The organism is Herpetosiphon sp. NSE202, from assembly GCF_042688385.1.
Lineage (GTDB): Bacteria > Chloroflexota > Chloroflexia > Chloroflexales > Herpetosiphonaceae > Herpetosiphon.
The window spans coordinates 843959-866493 of sequence record NZ_JBHUPY010000001.1 but is presented as its reverse complement, the minus strand read 5'-3'; the positions used below and the strand labels follow the sequence as shown (position 1 = coordinate 866493).

Genomic DNA, 22535 nt, shown 5'->3' with positions numbered 1-22535 from the left:
GCGGTATAAACGGGTGCTCCCCCTCGCCCGCGTTCAGTGGGAGAGGGGGCTGGGGGGTGAGGGAACGCTCTAATCCATCTCCACCACCTCGCCTAAACTTTGGCATCAGCATCGCCATAGTAGGTATAGGCCAAGCCCAAGGGATTGCGCTCTTCTTCGATAAAGTAGCGCCGCAGGGCTGGCAGAATATCGCCCATGGCCTCGCCCTGGCCCAAGCGTTCGATTAACTTTTGGCCGAAAGCCGCCGCAAATGGCGCCAGCATTGGGCATTCAGTGCCTAAAATGCCGCGTGCGCCAAGTTGGCTAAAAAAGGGAATAAAGCCGCTGCTCAGGGTTGGCAGCACTTGGGCCGATTCGCACATATTCAAAATCACCAACGGTTTGCGTTCGAGTTTCAGGCCCCATTGGCTCAGCAAGCGCAACGGCAACAGGCTTTGGTTCCATTTCAGCCAGCTATCGCTAATATTCGGGTCGCTTGGCTGATATTCTTTTTGGCTCAGGCTGAGCAAATCGCTGTATTTACTGCGCAGACCCTCGTCTAAACGCGCCATCTGATCGCGAAATTTGGCCAGCCAATCCGAGGTGTCATCGGGGGTTTTGGCGGTGTGGCCATGGCAATACATATAAACAATATCGCTTTGGCTGAATAACGGGCCAAGGCTGGTTTTATCGCCAGCCTCACGCAGATCCAAGCCAACATTACCGCGCGCATCGCTCCACGCTTGTAAGGCTGCGCGGTGTTGTTGGGTTACATCAACCACACTATCGGCAATTGGCACGCGAAAATTATAGGTTCCGCCGCCAATCTGCAATTGCTGCTGAGCACTTGGCGCTTGCTGCGCATTTTTGGCCAGCTGCGTGGTCATAATCTCCAAACGATAGCGACAACCCCAAAATTTGCTCAAATCAACACTGTTTGGGTCGTTAACTGGCTCAGGATAAAGCAAGCCCCACGGCACGCCACTGGGCATGCCTTCGTGGATAATCTGCAAGGCGGGCAAGCTTTGTTCAGCGCTAATTGTTTCGAGCCATGTGCGCAAGGCCGCTAACGATGCAGCTTGTTCGGCAGTAGCGCCGCTTGGGGCAAACAACGCAGCATACAGTCGATTACCGACGACCGCCAATTGATACAAGCTTTCGCGCCGTTCGGCCAACTTGCCGCGCGTACCTTGGCGATACGATGGTTGCCACGTAATGTCGTAGAGTGTGTTGCGGGCTTGAAGAATTTCGTTGCTTAGGCTTGCTGCATTAATTGGCAAGACCACATTCAAGCCACGTTGTTCGCGGCGCGTGTTTGTGCCTTCAGCTGGCCATGCCACGCTCATGCGATAAAAATCACCATCGCCAGTTAATGTGCAGCTAATTTGCTTGGGCCGAATTGCCGCTAAATCGGCAAAGCCCGCCGTGCGCGAATAGCTGACCCGTGCCAGTAATGGAGCTGGCAAATCGTCCTCAACGGGAGTGATTTTGAAATGTAATTCGAGCGTTTGCAGCAGAGTCCAATTGTAATAAATATTGATCCACACTGGCAGATCATCGATTGCCTGTTGCGCAGTGAGGCTCAATTGAATGCTTTGGCTATCGCCTGTTGGCGGCAAGCTTAAACGCTGCATCGGTGCATCAAACACCACATACTGGCCTTTGCTCGATACACTGATAAATAAAGGCAAATCTTCGCTTGTTTCGGGCGTTGGCAAGGCTTCGGCAGTGGCTATGCGCGAATCGCTATGGCGCTGGCCAATATTAATCCGCAAATGATAACGACTTTCTAGTGCTAAAGTCGAAGTAGCAGCGACCAAATCCGGCGGATCATCTGCATAATACAGCGCTGCATTCACCACCCGCAGTTGGCTTGTTGGAGGCGGAGCGATAGTCCCAGTCTCATCTGAGCCGCGACGGTCGTCGGTATGTTTGGGTACAACCGGATCGCTCTGCCAATGCGCAGTGCGATCTGGAAAAATGCGGATGATTGTGACCGTGATGCCAGCCAACGCCCCAACGACTGAAACAGTGCTTTGTTTCAGCTCAGCCACAGCAATCAACGTTGCCTGATCGCCCTCTTTGGGGTTGGGCGTAGGCGTAATCACCAGCCAATCGACCTGGCGTTGATTCACGATCATCAATGCGGTTGCCAAGGGCATACCAGCAGGCAAAATTAACGCAAGCGCAGAAGGAGCCACCATCAAAGTACCCTCCTAGCAGTACCAAGTGCTGACTCCATTGTACGAAGCCGCTTCATGGCTTGTCAACAGGCTAAATCGCCAAAAAGCCATAGACCGTTTGATATACGACAGGCGTGATCAACACCTCAACTAAGCCCGCTAGCACAAGCCCGGGCACAATCACCAAGCAAAAAACTTTCAAATACATGCCCCAAGCCCAAAGTAAATGCCGTCCGGCGCTATAGGTTGGCGGCACAAAGGCCAACGCTGCGCCCAGCCGCAAGGCCAAGGCCGCAGCAAACATGCTTAGCGGAATTTCAATCAGGCCATGGGGTAATTCATAGGCCAGCAGATAATTTAGGCTAGACCCAAGCCCACCGCTCGCCGCCAGCGTACTTGCGCGAAACGAGATGCTCATCAGGTTAATCGCTGGCACCATCAAGCCAAAAAAGCCCATGCTAATCGCCGAGAACATGCCAGCAAAAAAGATTGCAAACAGGTTACCGCTCAAAATAGCGCCGAACTGAGGCGTAACCAATGCTCCGCGATTGACATCCAAACGGGTCATAATATTCGCCAACGATTGCTCGCGCTGACTCTCGGGCGTAAATTGGCTGCCAAAGATCATTGCCGCCAGACAACAAATCAGCACTACTACCAAAGCTAAGCGGGTTTCGCGCCAAACCACCACCAATTCTTGGCGATAGAAACGTTTGAGCCATGCGCCAAGCTTGCGCTGTGGGCCTTGCGCAGTTTGCACATGAAACATTGGCAGATGTTTATCGGGATTCGTGCCAGCAGGGCGAATTTCGCTAAAGAAGGCATTCAAGGCGCGATTAATTTGGCTAAAATTCAGCGCCAAATGCTCACGCGACAAAATCGATTCGCGTTTAAAGCTGCCAATCCCGGTGCGGCTGAGCACAATCGTCAAAATCAGCATCACCGCCATAATTGCATTCAGCACGTCATAGCGTTCGCCAATAATCAGCACTGCTTCAAGCTGCACCATAATTGCCACTGGCACCAAAATGAAGCTTGCTAATAAATTGGCCAAGCGCACAGTGTTGGTATGTGATGAAATCACGACTGCTGCCGAAACCATTGCCAAAGCCTGGGCTATGCTCAGCAGCACCATTTGACTAAAGATCGCAAGGTCGATTCGGTCAAGCAAGGGCGTTGGCGCAAAAATACTCAGGCCAATCCCAAATAGCAGCATCGCAATCAGGCTGGCCCCAATTGGCGGAACAATCGCCGCCAACAACTTGCCACGATACAATTGACCATCACTAATTGGCATTGAGAACAGCGATTCCAGCGAGCCACGTTCACGCTCGCCAACAAACACCTCCAACGCAACAATCAACGAAAACGACGCAGGCAGAAAGCCCACCAGCAACACAATAAAGGGAATTAGATTAACCACGCCTTCTGGGGTATCAACATTGGAGTAGGCATAAATTACGCCAAACAACGCTCCAATTGGCACCAAAAAGGTCAGCAAGCCAATCGGAATCAAAATCCGCCAATCACTTAAGGTATCGGTTGCTTCGCGGCGCAAAATCGTCATGACTGGGCCATGAGTTGTGGTTGTTTGGCTCAGGCGTTGGGTTGAGCTGCGTTTGCTAATCGTTTCGTGCTCACGCGAAAGCAATTCTTCGCGATTGAAACTATACATGCCCCAGCCAACCATCGTCAGGCCAACCACCAGCAATAATCCATTGATCAAGATAATTGGCAAAACCATGCCATTAATGATGATCAAGGATTCAATCTGCACCAAAATCGCCATTGGAATCAGAATGAAACTCGCAAGTAAGTTGGCAGCCCGAATGCTGGTAGTATGCGAAGAAACATAGACTGCTGCCGCAACCATGGTGAAGACTTTAATCAGCAAAATTGCCGTAATCCCCAGAATCCAAGCGCTGGTCAGATAGTCGCTCAAAAAGACGCGATTAGGCAGCGAGGCCATGCGCACAGGCCGCCCAAATTCAATTGCCAAGCTATAAATGACCATTGCCACTGCCGACGAACCAACCGGTGGCAGCAAGGCAGCAAAAAACTTGGCCAAATACAAGCCACGATCGCTCATTGGCATCGCCAAAAGCGATTCTAAGGTTGAGCGTTCCCGTTCGCCAACAAACGATTCCAGCGGGCCAATCAAAGAAAGCGAGGCAGGCAAGAAACCAGCAATCAACAACCCAAGCGGCACTAAGCTGCGACTGATAAATTCATCGTCAAGAAAACTTACTGCCTGGGCCACGCCCGACCGCAAAATCAGCGGCAACAGCACCGAAAGAATACACAGCGGAATCAAAGTACGCCAATCGCTCAGCGTATCGCGTAAATCGCGCCGCGTAATGGTTAGGGCCTGATTGCTCATACGGCTACCTCGGCTACCGCAGCAGCGTTTGACTGCGCAGGCTGGTTGCGAATTCGTTCGTTGTGAGTTTGGCCAACAATCGTCAGATACACATCTTCTAGCGAGCGCTGAACTTCGTTGATTGAAAGTAACGGCCAGCCCCACCCACTGATCCGTTGAATCAGGCTTGGATTAAGCGCATGTGGCTCGGTCGTACGATAGCGCAACCAACTATCGCCCACGTCCTCAATCGTGAGCAAATCGGCTAAGCGGGCAGCTAGCTCAGGTTGGGGTTGGGCCAAGCGTAATTCCCAAATTGGGTCACCCATCAATTGTTGGCTCAGCTCAGCAATCGTGCCCTGCACGGCAATGCCGCCATCGTGAACAACCGCGATGCGGTCGGCCAATTCTTCGGCCTCGTTCAAATTGTGGGTACATAGAATGATTGAGCGTTGGGCCGAGCGCAAGCCAGCAATCGCATCGCGCACAGTTCGCGCTGAATGCGGGTCCATAGCGGTGGTTGGCTCATCGAGATACAAAATATTGGGATCGTGGATCATGGCCCGAATTAAGGCTAGCTTTTGTTTCATGCCCTTGGAATAGCCGTCGATGCGTTTTTCGCGGGCTTCCCACAGGCCAAATTGTTGCAGCAACTCAACCGCGCGCTGGCCACAATCGCGGTCGTTCATGCCTTGCAGTCGCCCAAAAAACAATAAATAATCAAGCGATTTCATGCGATGGTAGAGGCCTGGAAATTCAGTGAGCAAGCCGACGGCGTGGCGCACTTCACGGGCGTGCGTTTCAACATTAAAGCCGCCGACAATTGCTCGCCCGCTGGTTGGCTTGAGAATTGCCGCCAACATCCGGATGCTGGTAGTTTTGCCAGCGCCATTGGGGCCAAGCAAGGCTAAAACCTCACCAGGCTTAACTTCAAGCGAAACGCCCTTGACAGCGTGAAAATCCCCAAATTGCTTGCGTAACTCTTCAGCAACAATCATTGCAGAACTCCTATCCAAACCGCCACCATCATGAAAAAAGGGCGTACCAATACCAGACCGCAAAAACGCTCGCTTGTCAAGCCTACGATAGTCCAATTGTGCTGCTAGTGCCCTGCTCGCGTTACCCAGCCGTGCATCTGCCAGCCAACCAAACCGCTCCCCACAATAAAACTGAGAATCGGCAGCTCAAAGAACAATGGCACCCCCAAGGCAACAAAGTTCTCAATATAAGTGTTGATGAGCCAGCCAAACCCAACGACCCCAACCAGTGACGCAATCATATAATGCAGCACAAACCACAAGCGTTTTAAGCGTTTTTTTCGCAGCACAAGGCTTGTGAAGACACTAACCCAAAAGCCACAAATCATCGCTATATTGAATCCAATCGCGATATAGTGATCGTTTTGCCAAAAACCAAGCCTCGGTAAGTGCTGGTTAAACCACAGGCTACTCCAGATCCAGCCAAGCAGATTTTTCAGGGTCAACCCAACGATATTTGTTGCCATCGCTAGCATCATCAGATCAAACCAACTGCGACAAAACCATGCTTGCCAGCGAACTGGCTGCTTAAACCCATTGAAGGAACATGATAATCCATCGTAACCTCGCGTTTGAATCAATCAACCTTCAGACGTTAGTTAGTATAACGTGCGGAGTATCACGCTGCTGACGATTTAACCAACCGTGGATATGCCAGCCAACCAAGCCGCTGGCCAGCATCAAAAACGCCATTGGCAGCTCAACACTTAGGATCAGAAAATGATCGGTATTGAAGCTCCAGATATTCCACGTTGAGGTTAGCAAATAAAAAATCAACACCACAATGGCCGCCCACGCTGCATAATGCACAGCAAACCAAAAGGCTGGCTGGTGCTCAAGCTCACGTTGATACAAGCTGATTGTGCTAAAAACGCTGACCCAGAAACCCAAAACCACGCCAACCAACAACCCGAGCACCCCAAAAAACAATAATCCTTCCATCCCACCAAGGGTCATGGTTATGGCTGTATTCGTCAGAATGATCCAGCCCCAGCCATGCCAAAACCAGCGTTGCCAACTAACGCCATGGGCTGGCAAGACCTGTGGTAGCTCAGGCTTTGGATAGTGGGGAAAGATAGGCTCATTCGGATACTGCATAACTACCTCGCTTTTGCTTGAATCAATCGACTGGCTTTACTATAGCCAATGCACGGCTCATGGAGCAGCAGATTTGCAGCAAATTAACCGCAGTTCAGCCAAAAGTCGGGTAGTGCAAATCGCGCAGTTTATGCTAAAATCAGCATACTGTATCGATTGATATTCATCCTGCTGGAACAGTGTTGCAATGGTGCAGCCCTGAAGCATTGACATTAAACGGGAGAACCCCCTCATGACCATGGTTGAAGAACAGGTACCAACCCGCGAGGAAGTAAGCGCCGAAGACACTTGGGATATTAGTAGTCTGTATGCAGACCAAGCGGCTTGGGAGGCTGATGTTGAACGGATTAGCAACGATTTGCTGCCAGCCTTGACCAGCCTGCAAGGAAGCCTAGCCAACGGTCCTGAGGCGTTATTGGCAGTCTTTCAAGCTCAAGAAGCGCTTGGCATGGTGCTCGAACAAATTTATGTCTACGCCAGCCTGCGCGCCGACGAAGACACGGCCAACCAACATCACCAAGCGCTCGAAGAACGCGCCACCGCGCTCTCGATTAAGGCCAGCGCTGCCACATCGTGGATCGAGCCTGAGTTGCTGGCACTTTCCGATGAGCAAATTTTGGGCTACATTAGCGCCTTGCCAGCCCTCGAAGTCTATCGCCGCGCCTTAGAAGAGCAAATTCGCTTGCGCGAACATACCCGCTCTGGCGAAGTTGAAGAATTATTGGCCCAAAGCGGCGAGATTAGCCGTGGTGCCCAAACCACCTTCAACATGTTCAGCGATGCCGACCTCAAATTCCCACCAATTGAAGACGATCAAGGCAAGCCCGTTGAAGTCACGATGGGTCGCTATTCGGTGTTGTTGGAAAACCCCGACCAACGGATTCGCCGCGACACCTTTATGAGCATCCACAGCACCTATCGCCAGTTTCGTAATATGTTGGCTGCAAATTATGCCACCAACGTGCGCAGCAATATTTTCTATGCCAAAGCGCGCGGCTACGAGTCGGCCTTGGATGCCAGCTTAAAACCCAAAGAAATTCCCATGAGCGTTTATGATAATTTGATCAGCACGGTGCACGAGCACTTGCCCAAATTGCATCGCTATGGCTCGGTTCGCAAGCGTATTTTGGGCATCGACAGCCTGCATGCCTACGATTGGTTTGTGCCTTTGAATGGTGCTGCGCCAACCAAAATTGATTTCGAGCAAGGGGCTTCGTTAATTTTGAGCGCCTTGGAGCCACTTGGCGCTGAATATAGCTCAAGCCTCGGCCATGGGCTTGAATCGCGCTGGGTTGACCGCTACGAAAATAAAAACAAACGCTCAGGAGCCTATTCATGGGGTTGCTACACCTCGCAACCATTCATTTTGATGAATTACAAAAATAACTTGAATAGCCTGTTTACCCTAGCCCACGAGCTTGGCCACTCGATGCACTCGTTGCTGACTCGCAAAAATCAGCCCTATACCTATGGCAGCTACACCTTGTTTGTGGCTGAAGTTGCTTCGACCTTAAACGAAGCCTTGCTGGCCGAATATATGCTCAAAACCAGCGACGATCCAGCCTTACGCTTGCAATTGGTCACCCAGCAAATCGATGATATTCGCGGAACGTTGTTGCGCCAAACCTTGTTTGCCGAATTCGAGCGCGAAACCCATCGCATGGCCGAACAAGGCGAAGCGCTGACCGCCGATAACCTCAGTGCCTTGTATCGCCGTTTGATCGAGCAATATTATGGCCCTGAATTGGTCTTCGATGAAGAATTGGATATTGAATGGGCACGGATTCCTCACTTCTATCGCTCGTTCTATGTGTACCAATATTCGACAGGCATTTCAGCAGCGCTGGCCTTGGCCGACAAAATTTTGACCGAAGGCCCTGGTGCAGCTGAAAACTATGTCAACTTCTTGCGCGGTGGCAATTCCAAATCATCAATTGACCTACTCAAGGGCGCTGGGGTCGATATGACCACGCCAGACCCAATTCATCGCGCCATGAACCGCTTCGGCGATTTGGTGACCAAACTCGATGAATTAACTGCTTAATCATAGTTCAATGCTCGCCCTTCGTTGTGAAGGGCGAGTTGTGTTGTTGTGTAAGGAGTTGAAATGGCCGATCCACGGGTGGTCAAAATGGCCCATACCTTGGTCAATTATTCGATGAAGATCAAAGAAGGCGAAATGGTGGTTTTGCAAAGCGAACCAGCTGCCGCACCCTTGATCAAAGAAATGTATCGCGAAATTTTGCTGGTCGGTGGCAATCCGGTTGTCCACACGGTTATGCCTGGCATCTCGCGCATTTTGCTCAATCATGGCAACGATCAGCAATTACAATGGATCTCGCCCTACGATCGTTTGGGGATTGAAACCGCCGATGTGCGGATTCGGATTGATTCCCAAACCAATACCCGCGAACTCTCGCAGGTTGATCCTGAGCGCCAATCGGTGTATCAAAAATCGCGCAGCGAATTGATGGGCAAATTGATGTCGCGCACCCATGCTGGCGATTTCCGCTGGTGTGTCACGCTCTTTCCAACCGAGGGCTTGGCCCAAGATGCCAACATGAGCTTGCCAGATTTTGAAGATTTTGTTTATGGCGTGTGTTTCTTGAACGAAGCCGACCCCATCGCCAAGTGGCAAGAACTGCACGACAAACAAGCGCATTTGATTAATTTCTTGCATAATAAACGCGAAGTGCATATCGTGGGCGAAGGCACCGATATTCGCTTGGGGATTGCCGGACGTAGCTTTGTCAATTGTGCTGGCGATGCCAACTTCCCTGATGGCGAATTTTTTACCGGCCCAGAAGAAAATAATGTCAATGGAGTTGTACGCTTCTCCTTCCCAGCGATCTATAATGGACGCGAAGTCGAAGATGTACAATTGACCTTTGAGGATGGCAAAGTTGTTAAGGCAACTGCCAAGAGCGGCCAAGATTTCCTTGAGCAAATGTTGAACGTTGATGCTGGGGCACGGGTTTTGGGCGAATTTGCCTTTGGCACCAACCCCAACATCAAAAACTACACCCGCAACATTTTATTCGATGAGAAAATGGGTGGTACAATCCACATGGCACTCGGCGCTTCCTACCCTGAAACTGGCGGCTTAAACCAATCGGCAATCCACTGGGATATGGTTTGCGATTTGCGCCAAAATAGCGAAGTCTATGTCGATGGCCAACTGTTCGAGAAAAACGGCACATTCGTCGTCTAAACCTTCCCTCATTCTTCCAACTTAAGCATGTTCGAGGGTATGAACAGGTTTGTTCATACCCTTTAGGCTATGATCCAGGCAGTGACGCAAGTTCTGGGTTATGTTGGTTTCTGGCCCAACGCCCATCGCAATGCGGCTGCTTGATTATTGAACCATTTCTGCTGTAAGGAGAGTCCGATGGTCGTATCTCGCTCACGGGCAGTGCTCAAAAACGTTGCATGGCTCACATGCGGCGCGTTGGTCGCCCTGCTGATCGTCTATCTGCGGCGTGATCCGCAGGCCACCGCCGCCCCGAACACGGTTACTGGCAAGGTCGAAATCGCCGCCCAGAACAATCGTTCAGGCTATGATCCCTTATCGTTGGCCGAAATTGAGCAAGCCCAGAAGATTGCACTCAACGAATGGCAAGCCAAACGCGGCAAAGTGGTCGAAAACAAGGCCGTACCTGCTGATGCCCAGTTGGAATTCGTCAAAACCGAACGCCACGAAGAAATTCAAGCGGTGTACAACAAGGGCACATGGCAACGCCGCGCCGATGTGCTAATTTTCGATTATGCCAAAAATAGCTTGGTGGCCGTGTTGGTCAACCTCAGCACTGGCAAGGTCGATCTGCTTGATCAAGCCCGAGGCAGCCAACCCCACCCGACCGATCGCGAAACCACGCGCGCCCTGCAATTGGTCTTGGATCATCCCACCTTTGGGCCACAGTTACGCGGCGAATATCAAGCCTTAACAGGCAAAAGCCTGACCCAGGCTAGCCAATTGCGGGCAGCAGGCTTCGTTTATATTGCCGAACCACAAGTTGATAACGCCGCAGTTTTGCGCAGTTGCCAACAAAATCGCTGTGTTCAATTGCTGCTCAGCGCCGATAATGAATGGGCGGTTGAGAGCACCCCGATTGTTGATCTTTCGAATAGCCTTGTGGTTAGTTTGAAGCGTTAGGAGCCTGGCGATGAAGCTTTCAGCACGTTGGGGCATGCTGCTTGGCATGCTATTGATTGGGGCCAGTCTGCTTAGCACAAACTCGCAGCAAGCAGCCAATGCCCAAACCCGCGACCGTTGTTCTGGTGGTGGTTTTACGATTAATAAAACCTTGGAAAATGGGGCCAGCTGGGCCTTATGTTGGGAAGAACGCAGCAGCGAAGGCATTGTGCTGCGCGGCATCCGCTACACCCCACCAGGTGGCAGCGCAATTTCGATCATCAACCAAATTAATTTGGCCCAAATTCACGTCCCATACGACGATAATACCGCCCGCTTCCACGACCTCTCCGATTATGGCTTGGGTGGCGGCCACCTCAATAACATGACGGCAGCAGATTGCCCCGATGGAACCTTGCTGCAGAATAATGGGCGCAATGTGCTATGTGCCACGGTCGTGCCAACTGGCTATGCCTACAAATATTATGCCCAAGTCAAGCAAGGCTCAGCCTTGGTAGTGCGCTCAGTTTCGCACATTGGTGCCTATAACTATGTTAGCCAATGGATTTTCCACGATGATGCCACGATTGAGCCAGGCATCGGCGCAACTGGTAAATTGCAAAAATGTACCAATGTGGCCAAATATGGCTGGAAGATCGATGCGAATAGCTGCCAATATGGCACATCGCACGTTCACAATTACTACTGGCGGATCGACTTTGCGCTTGGCGGCAATAGCAATAATGTCGTTGAGCAGATCGAATTCGATTCGAGTGGCACAGCCCAACGCGGCTTACAAGTGCGAACCTATACGACGGAAACCGCTGCGCAAGTCAACCCTGAAAATTTTCGCTCATGGCGCGTCAAAAACAGCACGGTCTTGAATAGCGATGGTCACGAAATCTCATATGACATCGTTGGCAACTCCGATCATGTGTTCCGTGGCCCTTCGTTTGAGCCATGGACCAAGAACGATGTCTATGTAACCGAAAACAACCCCTGCGAACGCTGGGCTTCGCGCAACGATGGCAATACCTGCGCTGATGATGTTAGCGGTTTTGTCAATAACCAAACCTTGGTCGACCCAATCGTTTGGTATGGAATGACCTTCCATCACCTGCCCCGTGACGAGGATGACCCATTAATGTCGGCCCACTGGAGCAGCTTCCAGATGGTTCCCCGCGACTTATACGCCAGCCAACAACGCTAAAAAACCAACGCCCGCTCAAACTTTGAGCGGGCGTTTTTGTAGCCTATTTACCAGGCGTTGGCGTAATGGTTGGGGTTGGTGGTGGTGGTGGGGTTTGTTGTTCATCCAAGAACTTCAGCGCCCAGAATAATTGCGAATCAGCACAGGCAGTTGCGCCATCTGCTGGCGTGCGATTCAAAATACATTCAACCGGATATTGGCTTGCATCATCGGAGAATGGCACCACATAATCGGGTGTAATTCCCAGCGTGTGGATTGCCCGCTTGTTGGGTGTTAACCAATGGGCGATTGTAATCCGCGCTTCCGATTTATCACTGAGCGTATGCACGCTTTGGACTGAACCTTTACCAAAGGTTTTTTCGCCAATCAAAGTTGCGCGTTTGGTATCTTGCATTGCACCAGAAACGATTTCCGAAGCGCTCGCCGAGCCGCCATTGACCAATACAACCACTGGCAGATCAAATAATTCCTGAGCATCGCCCTGTTGCAAGGTGCGATATTCTTTTTGGGTTCCATCACTATTTTCTTGATAGTGCGTCACACCATCTTTGGTAAAACGACCAAGAATGTTTTGAGCTTGATTGACATAGCCGCCTGGGTTATTGCGCAAATCAAAAATAATCGCTTTGGGATTATTAGGCTTGAGTTTGGCAATTGCTTGATCCATTTCCTCGTAGGATGTTTGCTTAAACTCGCTCAATTGAATATAGCCAATATCGCCAATCATCGTTGAGCGCACGCTAATCAACGGAATCGTATCGCGCACAATCGGAATATCAATTTGTTTTTCGGTGCTTGTACGATAAACCGTGATCACAACTTGCGAGCCTTTGGGGCCACGAATCAGCTTAATTGCCTCAGCCAAAGCTTGATCGCGTTCAAGGTTGGCGATAACTTCGCTAATTTGTTTGCCATCGACTGCCACCACAATATCGCCAGCACGCACATTCGCTTTTTCGGCAGGCGAGCCTTCGATTGGCGAAACAATCATAATCTGGCCGTCTTTATATTCGACGTAGGCTCCAATGCCCTCGAAATTGCCGCGCATATCTTCGCGTGAGCGTTCAGCGGCTTCTGGCTCTTGAAAACCAGTAAAATCATCGCCGAGCGATTGGAGCATGCCGCGAATTGCGCCATACATCATTTTTTTCTCGTCGATTGGCTCGGTATGATAGAACTCTTTATTGACCAGATTCCAAACTTCCCAAAAGGTCTGAAAGTTCTCATCGGCATTAGCTGGGGGCGCAGCCATTTGCGTTGCTTGCAACGCCTTCGAAGCATCGCTTGTTGCAGCTTGATTGGCAGTAATCAGCGCCTGTTCTTTCGATGAGCTACCCCAATAAAAACCAGCGCCAAGGGCGATGCCAACAATCAGCAAGACACCAACAATTCCACTCAATACAACCCAAAGCTTTGATGTTTGGGTTGCGGAACCGCCCGATCTGGGCTGGAACTCGCTCATAGAAAACCTCGTTTCAAGCAATTTAACCTAGGCTAATCCAGCCTGTATGCAGTGTACAACTTAAGCAACTGCTTGTAGGTTAGGTTGGCATTAGCAATCGAAATGGGTAAGTTTACGCGGCATTACCTCTCAGGCTATGGTTCATGCTAGCACGAATTTGGGCTAAACCACTGATCGAATTGAAACATGATCGCTGCCAAAGCGGCAATTGGTGCAGTTTCGGCGCGTAAAATTCGTGTGCCCAAACTAACACTGATCAAGCCCGCTTGGTTGGCGGCTTCAAGCTCCGCTTCAGTCCAACCGCCCTCGGGGCCGCTCCAAAGCGCTAGCTCGGCGCGTGGCTCCAAAGCTAAAGCAGTCTTGAAGGCCATAGTTTGGCCAGTTTCGGCCAACAACAAATGCCCACGAGCTTGAGGCAAGGCTTGGGCCACAGTTTGGGCTTCGTGCAAAATCGGCAAGCGCCCACGCCCAGCTTGCTCGGCGGCCTCGCGAATAATCCGTTGCCAGCGTTCGCGTTTGGTTGGCGTAACATCTGCTTGCGAGCGCTCGCAGAGCAAGGGCACGAACGCAGTTGCCCCCAATTCGGTGCATTTTTGCAAGGCTGTTTCGAAGCGTTCACCACGGGTTAGGGCAAGATAGAGCGTGACGTTGATACTTGGCTCGCCATTAGCTGCATAGCGTTGCAAAATGCGGCCTTGAGCTTCGCGCTTATTCAAGCTGACTAACTCGGCAATATAGCCCATGCCAAGGCCATCGAGCAGCGCAATATGCTGACCAACGCGCAAACGCAGCACATTGTTCCATTGGTGCAGCAACTCGCGCTCGCTCACATGCAACGCTTCGCCTTGAATGGCCTCGGCTGGCACAAAAAAGCGATAGGTATTTTTCATTAGGCTGGCTTGCGATGGGTAAAAGCAACCCAATCGCCTTGGGTGCGGCGTTCAACTTGCTCTAAGCCAACCGCCTCAAATGCTGCCACCACATCTGCTTCGCGCTCGTTGATAATGCCTGAGGTAATTAGCACGCCGCCTGGTTTGAGCGCCGCAAGGTAATCATTGCCCAACACAACATGCACTTTGGCCAAAATATTAGCCAAAATCACATCAAACTCGTTGTGATGGCGATAGCTTTGTGGCGTGCCAAGTTGCGCGCCTTCCCAGCCCAACCAGTGTTCCAATGGTGCGTCGCCCAAACTGCCTTCCAAGGCGGTTACCAAGCCTTGGGCATGATTGATGCAAGCATTTTCGGCGGTCGCTTCAACCGCAATTGGGTCGGTATCCAAGGCCAAAACCCGTTGCGAGCCAAGTTTGGCCGCGCCAACCGCCAAAATCCCCGAGCCACAGCCGAGATCAAGCACCGTGGTGTTGTTAAATTCGATCAATTCCATTAACTCAAGGCAGAGTTGGGTGGTGGGATGCAAGCCAGTGCCAAAAGCCATGCCTGGGTCGAGATTCAGTACGACATCGTTTTCAGCAGCTTCGTGTTCCAGCCACGAAGGCACAATCACAAAGCGCTGGCCGATGCGACGAGTTCGGTAGTGCTCTTTCCAAGCGTTGGCCCAATCTTCTTCGGCGATAGCTTTAACCTGCAAATCGCCAACCGGACGCATCATGCCAAGCACCCACAAACCACGTTCGATGTGGGTTTGAGCATCGGCTGCTTGCTCGTTAGCCAGCAAGTAGGTGCGAACAATCACAGGTTTGTTGGTATCAATTTGATATTCTGGCGAGTCGAGCGATGGAATGATGGCCTCTTCGACTGCCACGCCACCGTTATAGCCATATTGGGCAAATAATTCCGACACGCTTTCGACCGCTTCAGTATCGACGGTCACGCTCAGTTCGAGCCACTGCATAAAAACCCCTATTCAAGGCAAAGGTCAAAAGTCAAAACACTATCAAAATCACAAGGCAAATACGTCTATCCGCAAAACTTAAAGCTCAAAGGCAAAAGTCGAAGTTGCAGAGAACATTCTCTGTTTTGATTTCTGACTTTTGCCTTTTGACTTTAGCCTTTCGTCGTCCATGTTGTGCCGCTTGGGCCGTCTTCGAGCTGCACATCAAGCTCGCTTAGGCGGTTGCGCACCAAATCGGAGAGCGCCCATTGCTTGGCTTTGCGCAATTCGGCGCGTAGCTCAATCAACAATTCGATAAATGGCGCGGCATCGGTTTTGCTGGCGCTGGTTGCTTCCAAGCGCAGGCCGAGCACTGCTGCCAATTCGCGCAAACGAGCTTGCGCAGCATCGAATGGCTCGCCACCAACGCCAGCATCACGAGCTGCGTTGATCGAACGCACCAAATCAAACAACACAGCCAAGGCCGCCGCGCTGTTAAAATCGCTATCCATCGCGCTGCGGAAATCAGCTGGCGCTTTGGCAACGATAGTATTGAGCGTATCAACCACCGCGCCGCTGGTCGTCGTGCCATGCGCTGGCTTGAAAGCCGACATGATGCGTTCGAGCTTACGTTCGGTATCGGCCAAAACCTCATCATTATAAACCAATGGTGCGCGATACGAGCCAGAAAGCACCATCAAGCGCATAATATCGGCGGAATGTTCGCTTAAAAATTGATCAATTGTGATCAAATTACCCAGCGATTTGCTCATTTTTTCGCCAGCCAATTGCAGCATGCCGTTATGCATCCAAACTTGGGCAAAATTTTTGCCGGTCAAGGATTCGGTTTGGGCAATTTCATTTTCGTGGTGGGGGAAGATTAGATCGTTGCCGCCGCCGTGAATATCAATTTGTTCAGCTAATTCGTGCAAACTCATGGCCGAGCATTCGATATGCCAACCAGGTCGGCCTTGGCCCCACGGGCTTTCCCAAGCTGGCTCGCCAGGCTTAGCCGCTTTCCACAAGGCAAAATCTAAAGGATCGTCTTTGGCTTCGTCGGGAGCGATGCGTGCACCAGAACGCATATCATCGACGGCGCGCCGCGAAAGCTTGCCATAATCTTCATCGCCACGCACCCGAAAATAAACATCGCCATTGCTGGCATGATAGGCTGCATCTTTGGCAATCAGGCCTTCGATAAACTGAATAATTTGCGGAATTGTGGTTGAAACCCGAGGGTAGGCGGTGGCTGGCAGCACATTCAACTGGCCCAATTGATCAAGAAAGGCCAAGGTATAGCTTTCGGCCAATTCCATCGGGTCGCGGCCCTGCTCGTTAGCGCGACGAATAATTTTATCGTCAACATCGGTAAAATTCATCACATGGCGCACCGTATAGCCCGACCACTCCAAATAGCGCCGCACCACATCGAACACAACAGCTGACATGGCATGACCAATATGGGCATCAGAATACACCGTCGGCCCACAGACATACATCGACACATGGTCAGCAACCAACGGTGTAAACGGCTCGGTCTGGCGGCTAAGGGTGTTGTAAATTGCTAATGCCATAATTCTGGCTCCTCAACACAATAATAAAGAGCTAAATACCGTCAGCGTATTGCATCTCGTAACTTTGCAAATCTTCAAGGCAATCGAAGGGATCGTCGCCAGGGGTGCGTTGGGCGCTGAGCGCGGCAATATGGTAGGCTTGGCTGCCCATGGCGCTTTCTAGCTCGATCACCCGTTGATTGAGTGTTTGGACTGATTCGTGGAGCGAGCGCAACATTGCGCCCTCAGGGTCGGGCAACATTTCAACCCGATTGGTTTGGCCGGTTTGAGGGTCGCGGGTTGCCACCACCCGCGCAGGCACGCCAATTGCGGTTGAATAGGCAGGCACTGGCTTGACCACAACCGCGCCACCGCCGATGCGCGCGCCTTCGCCAATCGTAATTGCCCCCAGCACTTTGGCCCCAACTCCAATCACCACATTGTTGCCAATGGTTGGGTGTCGTTTGCCAATTTCCTTGCCAGTTCCGCCGAGCGTCACGCCTTGATACATCACAACATCATCGCCGATAATTGCCGTTTCGCCAACCACAATGCCCATGCCATGGTCGATAAACAAGCGCTGGCCAATCGTCGCGCCTGGGTGAATCTCAATGCCGGTAAAAAAACGCGTGAGTTGCGAAAGCAAACGCGGAATGAAGGGCAACTTCTGGTTCCAAAGCCAGTGGGTTAGGCGATGGATTTGGACAGCCTGAAAGCCAGGGTAGAGCAGCACCTCAAATATCGAGCGCGCTGCTGGGTCGTTATGCAAAATTGTTTGAATATCTTCGCGAACCGAACGCCACCAATGCCTCATATTGATCCATTCCTTTCGCAGACAAAAAGAAAGCCCAAGGCCATTAGCCTTAAGCCAAGTACCTTGGGTTCTTGAATGTCGCTTTAGGCCACAGCCGTTGAGTCTGATTTGCTCGCTTCGGCTTTTGGAGCTTCAGGCTTGCTTTCGCTGGTTGTAGCGGCAGGCGCAGCAGCACTACTGGCATCGCTACTTGTTGATGCAGGAGTGCTTGATTTGCTACTACTGGTGCTGTTATTGCCTGAACGACTATCATTAATATACCATCCACTACCCTTGAATACCACCCCAACCGGCTGAAATACACGTTTGATCGTGCCTTGACAGCGCGGACAGATTGTCAGCGGCTCGTCAGAGAAGCGTTGAAATTGCTCGAATTGTGCGCCACATGCTTGGCACGCATACACATAGGTTGGCACGCTACCATACCTCCGACAGGATGAAAGTTTAACGCAATAAAGCCCCAAAAGGCACATTGCCTCATTCTACCGTAATTATGGTCGCTGATCAACCAAGATAAGAACATAGAGCATAGAACAGAGAGCATAGATGGGGGTCGGTTGTTGGGAGCTGGGGATCGGTTTTGATTCGCGAAGAGCACGAAGGGTTGAAACCGCGAAGAGCGCGAAGATCACGAAGCACGTCAAGCTCAATGTGGAGCGCATATCCCTTCATCCTTCATCCTTGCCGTTGGCCACAGATTGCCCAGATTTTTTGATTCTTTTTTTTCGCTACCGCCTAGCTGTACTGATACATCAGGTTAACCACTGCCTGATCCCCTCCCCCCAGCCCCCTCTCCCACGGCGCGAGCGAGGGGCTTTTAACCCGTGGTTCTTGCTCAATACGTCAGTAAAAACCAGTGCTCCCTCTCGCCCGCGTTTTCGTGGGAGAGGGGGCTGGGGGGTGAGGGAACATGGTTGCCAATCTAATGTATTAGTACACCTAGCCACCAGCCTATAGCCTCATCCCTCTGCGCCGCTGCGTTAAAAATCCGATCCCCATTTTGCCTTCTGCCCTTTGCCTTTATGTTCTCTGTTCTTTGCTCTATGCTCTCTACCCTTCTGACTTCTGACTTCTGACTTCTGACTTTTGCATTTCATCCTTCATACTTGATTTGGGCTGATTTGTTTGTGATAATAGGGCTTGGGCAACGTAGCTCACATCAATGCCGCCCGATCAGCGTTCTCCATATTCAGCCACAAGGGAGATAGTATGCAGATCGATCCAGCAACAACCGCATTGGTTCTTATCGAATTTCAAAACGATTTCACCTCGGAAGGCGGAGCACTTCACGGCGCAGTTGCCGAAAGCATGCAAGCCACCAACATGCTGGCCAACACACTCGAAACGGTCAAGCAAGCGCGTGAAGCAGGCGTGACGATTATCCACGCGCCAATTTCATTCGCCGAAGGCTATCGCGAAATTACCAACCAACCGTATGGCATTCTCAAGGGCGTGGTTGATAACAATGCCTTTCGTAAAGGCAGTTGGGGCGCGGAATTGGTTGATGTGCTCACGCCGGAAAGCGCCGATATTGTGGTCGAAGGCAAGCGTGGCCTTGATACCTTCGCCAGCACCAATCTTGATTTTATTCTGCGCAGCCGTGGTTTGAGCAATTTGGTTTTGGCGGGCTTTTTGACCAACTGTTGCGTCGAATCGACGATGCGCTCGGGCTACGAACGCGGCTACAACGTCATTACGCTGACCGATTGTGTTGCCGCCACCAGCACCGAAGAGCAAGAAGGCGCAATTAGCAAAGATTATCCAATGTTCTCACACCCCATGGATCACGCACAATTTCTCGAAATTTTGAGCGGACGCAGCGCCATGGTCAATGCAAGTCGCGGGTATTAATCGATGAATCCAGCAGCAGAACTTCAAGCTGAGGTTTTAGCTGCACTGCAGCGGTCGGTTCGTGGCAAAGTTCACGCCGACCGCTTGACGTGTGCGCTCTATAGCACCGATGCCTCATCCTACGCTGTCATGCCCAAAGCGGTGGTTATTCCGCGCGATCGCGCCGATTTGCAGGCCATCGTCGAGATTGCCCAGCGCTTTCGCGTGCCAATCGTGCCGCGTGGAGGTGGCACAAGTCTCTCTGGCCAAGCCATCGGTGCGGGCATTATTGTTGATCTTTCGCATTCGTTTGGCCAAATTGGCGAGTTTGATCCAGAGCAGCGCCAGATTTGGGTTGAAGCAGGCTGCACGCTCGATCGCTTGAATAATTTTCTCAAACCACATGGCCTGATGTTCGGCCCCGATCCATCGTCGAGTGCATCGGCCACGATTGGCGGGATGCTCGGCAATAATTCGACTGGCTCGCACTCGATTGTCTATGGCATGACCGTTGATCATACGCTCGCGATCGAAAGCATTTTGGATGATAGCTCGGTTGCAACGTGGTCAACCAACGCAGCGAACAATCCACGCCAGCAGCAAATTCAAGCTCAACTTGGCCAGATTGTTGCGCGTTATGCTCACGCCATTGAGCGTGATTATCCCCAAGTTTGGCGCAACGTCGCTGGCTACAATCTGCAACGCATGCTGCAACGCCAGCAGCAGCAACAACCGTTTAGTGCCGTACCAATTTTGGTTGGCAGCGAAGGCACACTGGGATTGACCGTTGGCGCGCAACTTAGCCTCGTCGAACGGCCAAAAGTTACGCGGCTAGCACTCTGGCATTTTGATGATTTGCAACGGGCATTGGCCTTAGTACCCGAAATGTTGCGCTTTCAGCCAAGCGCCGTCGAATTATTTGATCGCTATTTTATTAATTTGACCCGCCAAAACCCTGAGTATGGTATCCGCCTCAGTTTTGTGGTCGGCGAGCCGCGCGTGGTGGTAATTGTTGAATGGGCGGGAGCAGATGCCAACGAATTAGCCGCCAACGATGCCGCCTTAGAAGCCCATTTGCGCACGCTTGGCGAAACTGGCCGCGTCGTACGCGAAACAACGCCCACCGCAATTGCCAATGTTTGGGCCGTGCGCAAAGCAGGCTTAGGCTTGTTGATGAGCCAACGTGGCGATGCCAAACCGCTGGCGTTTGTCGATGATGCGACCGTGCCAGTTGATCGCTTGGCCGACTATGCGCGCGGGGTTGAGGCAATTTGTCGCGAGGTTGGCACTGAAGCCAGTTTTTATGCTCATGCCTCGGTTGGCTGCTTGCACATCAATCCATTAATTAATTTGAAAACTGAAACTGGTTTAGCGCAAATGGCGCATATTTCGCAGGCAGTCGCCAGCTTGGCAATTAGTCTTGGCGGCACAACCACAGGCGAACATGGCGAGGGTTTGGCGCGCTCAGCCTTTAATCAACAATTATATGGCGCGGAATTGCACCAAGCCTTTGGCGAAATAAAGCAGCTATTCGACCCAAATTCAATCTTCAACCCAGGCAAGATTTTGGCCGCACCTCAGCCGTGGCAGCCTGAAATTCTGCGCATCAACCCAAGCTACCAAACGCCGCATGCGCCTAGCGTGACCTTTTTCGATTTCACGCCCGATGGCGGTTTTGCGGGCTTGGTCGAGATGTGCAATGGCCAAGGTGTTTGCCGCAAAGCTGATGCTGGCGTGATGTGCCCATCGTATATGGCAACTCGCGATGAGGCTCATTCAACGCGTGGCCGTGCCAATGCCTTGCGGGCAGCAATGACGGGCCAGCTTGGATCTGCGGGTTTGAGTAGCCCTGAATTGCACGAAGCCATGGATTTGTGCCTTGAATGCAAGGCATGTAAACGTGAATGCCCGTCGATTGTGGATATGGCGCGGCTCAAATCGGAATGGCTGGCGCAGTATCAGGCAACTCATGGCGTGCCATTGCGTAGCCGTTTGTTTGGCCAGATCGCCAAAATCAATCAGCTTGGCATGCTGGTTCCGCATTTAAATAATTGGTTGCTCGCCCGGCCAATCACGCGCTGGCTGCTCGACCGTAGTTTGGGCATCGATCAACGCCGTCAATTGCCAGCCTTGGCGCGGCGCTCGTTTCGGGCTTGGTTCAAGCAGCACCAGCAGCTCCAAACTGCGCCGCGTGGCCCATTAATTCTTTGGGATGATACCTTTACGCTCTACAACGAGCCACAGATTGGCCAAGCAGCGGTGAAATTGCTCAGCGCAGCGGGCTACAACGTGTATGTAATCAACGAACGGTGCTGTTGTGGCAGGCCGTTGATCTCAAAGGGTATGTTGGCCGAAGCGCGGGCCAATGCTGAACACAACATCAAACTGCTTGCACCATTTGCTGAGTTGGGCGTGCCGATTATTGGCTTGGAGCCAAGCTGTATCGCCAGCTTTCGCGATGAATACCCAGCTTTAGTGCCAACCAACGCCGCCAAAATGGTGGCAGCTCAAAGCTATTTTATTGAAGAGTTTTTGGTTAAATTGGCTGCTGAAGGCGTTACATGGCGTTGGAATCAGCAATTACCTGCTGATCAAGTGCTCGTGCATGGCCATTGCTATCAAAAAGCCTTGATCAGTATCAGCCCACTGCTGGCGATGTTGCGGCTCGTGCCCAACCTCGCGGTGCAAGAAATTGAAAGCGGCTGTTGTGGCATGGCTGGCTCGTTTGGCTATGAGCGCGAGCATTACGAGGTTTCCATGGCATGCGGCGAGCAACGCCTGTTTCCAGCGGTTCGCAGCAGTCAACAGCCAATTTTGGCAGCAGGCATGTCGTGTCGACATCAAATTGAGGCTGGCACAGGCGTAATTGCTCAACATCCAATCGTATTTTTGGCCGCGTGTTTAGCCGATTAAGCTACAGATAATCGTAGAACATTTTATACCTATTCAATTGTTTGTTCATCCAACAAATTGACAAAGGCCAAGGCTTTGGCGTATAGTATGGCCTTGAAGAGTCGTGTCATTTAATCAATCCCCAACCAGAT

General features: G+C 51.5%; 17 protein-coding genes. 6 read left to right on the top strand and 11 right to left on the bottom strand.

Annotated features, from left to right (window positions below):
* Positions 1–92: 92 nt before the first annotated feature.
* From ACFMKP_RS03700 to ACFMKP_RS03680, 5 genes are all read right to left on the bottom strand, one after another.
* Complete coding sequence (locus tag ACFMKP_RS03700) at positions 93–2183, bottom strand: CHAT domain-containing protein (RefSeq protein WP_382289165.1); 2091 nt, start codon at positions 2181–2183, stop codon at positions 93–95.
* Between the two features lie 70 nt (positions 2184–2253).
* Positions 2254–4542 (bottom strand): ABC transporter permease subunit, encoded by a 2289-nt coding sequence (locus ACFMKP_RS03695; protein ID WP_382289163.1) that lies wholly within the window; start codon positions 4540–4542, stop codon positions 2254–2256.
* Positions 4539–5519 (bottom strand): ABC transporter ATP-binding protein, encoded by a 981-nt coding sequence (locus ACFMKP_RS03690; RefSeq protein ID WP_382289161.1) that lies wholly within the window; start codon positions 5517–5519, stop codon positions 4539–4541. The genes ACFMKP_RS03695 and ACFMKP_RS03690 overlap by 4 nt, the downstream gene beginning before the upstream one ends.
* A gap of 104 nt (positions 5520–5623) precedes the next feature.
* Positions 5624–6025, bottom strand: a complete 402-nt coding sequence (locus ACFMKP_RS03685) for a hypothetical protein (protein ID WP_382289159.1) — start codon at positions 6023–6025, stop codon at positions 5624–5626.
* 121 nt (positions 6026–6146) lie between these two features.
* Positions 6147–6656 carry a hypothetical protein gene (locus ACFMKP_RS03680; RefSeq protein ID WP_382289157.1) on the bottom strand — a complete coding sequence of 170 codons (510 nt, stop codon included), beginning with the start codon at positions 6654–6656 and terminating at the stop codon, positions 6147–6149.
* Between the two features lie 232 nt (positions 6657–6888).
* On the opposite strand from ACFMKP_RS03680, the gene pepF reads away from it, so the two are divergent.
* The 4 genes from pepF to ACFMKP_RS03660 all read left to right on the top strand — a co-directional run bounded on the left by pepF (position 6889) and on the right by ACFMKP_RS03660 (position 11998).
* Positions 6889–8700 carry an oligoendopeptidase F gene (gene pepF, locus ACFMKP_RS03675; protein ID WP_204754681.1) on the top strand — a complete coding sequence of 604 codons (1812 nt, stop codon included), beginning with the start codon at positions 6889–6891 and terminating at the stop codon, positions 8698–8700.
* A gap of 63 nt (positions 8701–8763) precedes the next feature.
* Positions 8764–9867: an aminopeptidase gene (locus ACFMKP_RS03670; RefSeq protein ID WP_382289155.1), complete on the top strand. Its 1104-nt coding sequence runs from the start codon at positions 8764–8766 to the stop codon at positions 9865–9867.
* Positions 9868–10044: 177 nt separating this feature from the next.
* Positions 10045–10809 (top strand): hypothetical protein, encoded by a 765-nt coding sequence (locus ACFMKP_RS03665; protein WP_382289153.1) that lies wholly within the window; start codon positions 10045–10047, stop codon positions 10807–10809.
* Between the two features lie 10 nt (positions 10810–10819).
* Complete coding sequence (locus tag ACFMKP_RS03660; protein ID WP_382289151.1) at positions 10820–11998, top strand: copper amine oxidase; 1179 nt, start codon at positions 10820–10822, stop codon at positions 11996–11998.
* A gap of 43 nt (positions 11999–12041) precedes the next feature.
* On the opposite strand, the gene ACFMKP_RS03655 is transcribed toward ACFMKP_RS03660, so the two are convergent.
* The 6 genes from ACFMKP_RS03655 to ACFMKP_RS03630 form a co-directional block, all read right to left on the bottom strand.
* Positions 12042–13460 (bottom strand): S41 family peptidase, encoded by a 1419-nt coding sequence (locus ACFMKP_RS03655; RefSeq protein WP_382289149.1) that lies wholly within the window; start codon positions 13458–13460, stop codon positions 12042–12044.
* A 146-nt stretch (positions 13461–13606) separates the two neighbouring features.
* The gene (locus tag ACFMKP_RS03650; protein WP_382289147.1) at positions 13607–14350 is read right to left on the bottom strand and encodes a 16S rRNA (uracil(1498)-N(3))-methyltransferase; all 744 of its coding nucleotides are present in this window, start codon (positions 14348–14350) and stop codon (positions 13607–13609) included.
* On the bottom strand, positions 14350–15315 hold the full coding sequence (locus tag ACFMKP_RS03645) for a 50S ribosomal protein L11 methyltransferase (protein ID WP_382289145.1): 966 nt from the start codon (positions 15313–15315) through the stop codon (positions 14350–14352). Before ACFMKP_RS03645 ends, ACFMKP_RS03650 begins: the two co-directional genes overlap by 1 nt.
* Positions 15316–15467: 152 nt before the next feature.
* On the bottom strand, positions 15468–16868 hold the full coding sequence (gene cysS / locus ACFMKP_RS03640) for a cysteine--tRNA ligase (protein ID WP_382289144.1): 1401 nt from the start codon (positions 16866–16868) through the stop codon (positions 15468–15470).
* 31 nt (positions 16869–16899) lie between these two features.
* Positions 16900–17661, bottom strand: a complete 762-nt coding sequence (gene cysE, locus ACFMKP_RS03635) for a serine O-acetyltransferase (RefSeq protein WP_382289142.1) — start codon at positions 17659–17661, stop codon at positions 16900–16902.
* 83 nt (positions 17662–17744) lie between these two features.
* Positions 17745–18077, bottom strand: a complete 333-nt coding sequence (locus ACFMKP_RS03630) for an FmdB family zinc ribbon protein (RefSeq protein ID WP_382289140.1) — start codon at positions 18075–18077, stop codon at positions 17745–17747.
* A 793-nt stretch (positions 18078–18870) separates the two neighbouring features.
* Between ACFMKP_RS03630 and ACFMKP_RS03625 the strand changes: the two genes are divergently transcribed.
* Positions 18871–19512, top strand: coding sequence for a cysteine hydrolase (locus tag ACFMKP_RS03625; protein ID WP_382289138.1), 642 nt, complete (start codon positions 18871–18873; stop codon positions 19510–19512).
* Positions 19513–19515: 3 nt separating this feature from the next.
* Complete coding sequence (locus ACFMKP_RS03620; protein WP_382289137.1) at positions 19516–22404, top strand: FAD-binding and (Fe-S)-binding domain-containing protein; 2889 nt, start codon at positions 19516–19518, stop codon at positions 22402–22404.
* Positions 22405–22535 lie beyond the last annotated feature (131 nt).